Source organism: Bradyrhizobium sp., assembly GCF_049581145.1.
GTDB lineage: Bacteria > Pseudomonadota > Alphaproteobacteria > Rhizobiales > Xanthobacteraceae > Bradyrhizobium.
On the sequence record NZ_JBAURI010000684.1, the window covers coordinates 1 to 2,272 of the forward strand.

3 protein-coding genes are annotated in these 2,272 nt (G+C 64.4%); 1 reads left to right on the forward strand and 2 read right to left on the reverse strand.

The annotated features are described in order from the left end of the window. Positions 1 to 209 precede the first annotated feature (209 nt). Together WCB02_RS22290 and WCB02_RS22295 are read right to left on the reverse strand one after the other, a co-directional pair. Positions 210 to 1,040: an alpha/beta hydrolase gene (locus tag WCB02_RS22290; protein ID WP_423961478.1), complete on the reverse strand. Its 831-nt coding sequence runs from the start codon at positions 1,038 to 1,040 to the stop codon at positions 210 to 212. A 3-nt stretch (positions 1,041 to 1,043) separates the two neighbouring features. Further along, on the reverse strand, positions 1,044 to 1,538 hold the full coding sequence (locus WCB02_RS22295) for a MarR family winged helix-turn-helix transcriptional regulator (RefSeq protein WP_423961480.1): 495 nt from the start codon (positions 1,536 to 1,538) through the stop codon (positions 1,044 to 1,046). A gap of 284 nt (positions 1,539 to 1,822) precedes the next feature. On the opposite strand from WCB02_RS22295, the gene WCB02_RS22300 reads away from it, so the two are divergent. After that, on the forward strand, positions 1,823 to 2,272 hold a 450-nt coding region (locus WCB02_RS22300), incomplete at its 3' end, for an ABC transporter substrate-binding protein (RefSeq protein ID WP_423961482.1).

The window sequence follows — 2,272 nt, forward strand, 5'->3', positions numbered from 1 at the left end:
CCGTCATTCCGGGGCGCGCGAAGCGCGAGCCCGGAATCCATAACCACTGATCTTGATAATGAATCAAGATGCACGCAACAACCATCTCACCCAACAATTCCGGCCTGTGGTTATGGATTCCCGGCTCATTCGCTTTGCGAATGCCCGGGCATGACCAGCGGGGGTATCATGCGCCTCGCTCGGTCATGAGGGAGTAGGACTAACCGACCTCAGCCGCCTGCCAATTCCTTCAAGCGCTGCACCATCGCCGACTCCGGATCGGCCAGCGGCGCGATCGCGGTAAAATGGTTGGCATCGGCAACGGTGCCGAAACGGGTCGCGACGCCGGCCTTGCCCCATCGCTCGACGATGGTCCGACTCTGGCGGAAATATTCCGCGCTCTCTTGGCCGCCGACCACGGCATCGAGCGTGCGGCCGGCAGGCGGCGTCCAGGACAACGGGCTTGCGGCCCTGGCCGCCGCGGGATCGAGACGCAGCGCCTTGTTGATGGAGGTGTCGACCAATGGCACGAGGTCGAACAGGCCCGAAATGGCATAGGCCGCGGTCACGAGATCCTGCGGCAGCGACGCATCATAGGCCGGCCAATCCGTCGCCAGCATGCAGGCCGCCAGATGCCCGCCGGCGGAATGGCCGCTGATCACCAGCGAGCGACCGAGCCGCGCCAGTTCACGCGTCGCGGCCCGCATTTCTGCGATGATGGTGTCGACGCTTACCTGCGGACAGAGATCGTAGGTCGGAACGGCAACGCTGACGCCATGCGCGTTGAGCCCGCGCGCGCAATGGCTGGACGAGGAGCCGTCCAGCGCCTGCCAATAGCCGCCATGGATGAAGACCACGATCGGAGCATTGTCACGGCTGGCAAAATCATGGCCGGCAAAGAGATCGATCGTGTTGCGCGGCCCCGGCCCATAACGGATCACTTGCGGCGCGTTCCGTTCCCGATAGGCCGCGGCGTCCCGCGCCCAGCCCGCCATCAGCGCCGGATTTTCGGGAACCCGCGCCCGGTTGTTGTACTCGACCTCGTAGTCGACCTCGGCCATGGCTTAGGGCGCGCGCCGGTCGGCGGCCTTGTGGGCCGAGCCCTTGGTCTTGGCCAACAGCCGCATCAGGTCGCGGACATCCTTGGGCGTCAGATCGGAAAAGATATCGGCGATCCACGTCTCGTGCTCGGCCGCCATCTTGCGAAACTCGGCGCGGCCGGCCTTTGTCAGCCGGATCACCTGGACCCGACGGTCGGTGTCCGAGGTGCGCCGGTCCAGATGGCCGGATTCGACCAGGCGTTCGACCAGCCCGGTCACGTTGCCATTCGACACCATCATGCGCTTGGACACATCCGACAACGTCATGCCCTCGGGGGCCCGGTCGAGCTGCGCCATCAGGTCGAAGCGCGGCAGCGTGACGTCGAACCGCTCGCGCAGGCGACTACGCACCGTCCCCTCGATCAGGGTCGTGCAGGTCAACAGCCGCAGCCACAGTCGCAGTTCGTTGCCGTGATCCTCGGGGAGTTCGACGGCCTTGGTCTCGGAATCAAGGATCATGATGCAATCATAACTGACTGGACCTCCAGCTGCACCGCTGCCGTTCGCTCGCCGGCCGGGCTCTTTGCCCATTGTTTCGACCTTCAAATAATTCGCGACATATCGCAAGCCAAAACGGCGACCGCGCCGGTTTGCAATTGCTTTAGGCTTCAAGCAATTGGCGCGCCGCTTGCATGCCGCGTCGGGAGCGGTCGCGGGCGGGCCGCCGCTTGGCTTGCGGCGACAGCCTTGGTCAGCATAAGCTCGAAGGCCCGCACGCAGGTCGTCTTTCAGGGGGAGTTTTCATGCAGCAGCTGTGGAAGTTGGCCGGACTGGCGGTCCTGTTGAGCATCGCGGTCCGCCCCGCGGTCGCAGACGACAAGATCAGGATCGGCGTCATCGTGACCTTGTCGGGACCGGCGGCGGGACTGGGCCAGCAGGCCCGCGACGGTTTCGCGCTGGCGGTCAAGGACCTCGGCGGCAAGATGAGCGGCAAGGACGTCGACGTCACGGTGGTCGATGACGAACTGAAGCCGGACGCGGCCGTGACCAAGGTCAAGGGCCTGCTGGAGCGCGACAAGGTCGATTTCGTGGTCGGCCCGATCTTCTCCAACATCCTGCAGGCGATCCACAAGCCGGTCGTCGACAGCAAGACCTTCCTGATCAGCCCGAATGCCGGACCGTCGAGCTATGCCGGCAAGGAATGCAGCCCGTTCTTCTATGTGACCTCCTACCAGAACGATCAGGTTCACGAG

What these genes read in the sequence shown, in the direction of transcription:
- WCB02_RS22290 (WP_423961478.1), bottom strand. Translation starts at nt 1,040, where the DNA reads ATGGCCGAGGTCGACTACGAGGTCGAGTACAACAACCGGGCGCGGGTT.
- WCB02_RS22295 (WP_423961480.1), bottom strand. Translation starts at nt 1,538, where the DNA reads ATGATCCTTGATTCCGAGACCAAGGCCGTCGAACTCCCCGAGGATCAC.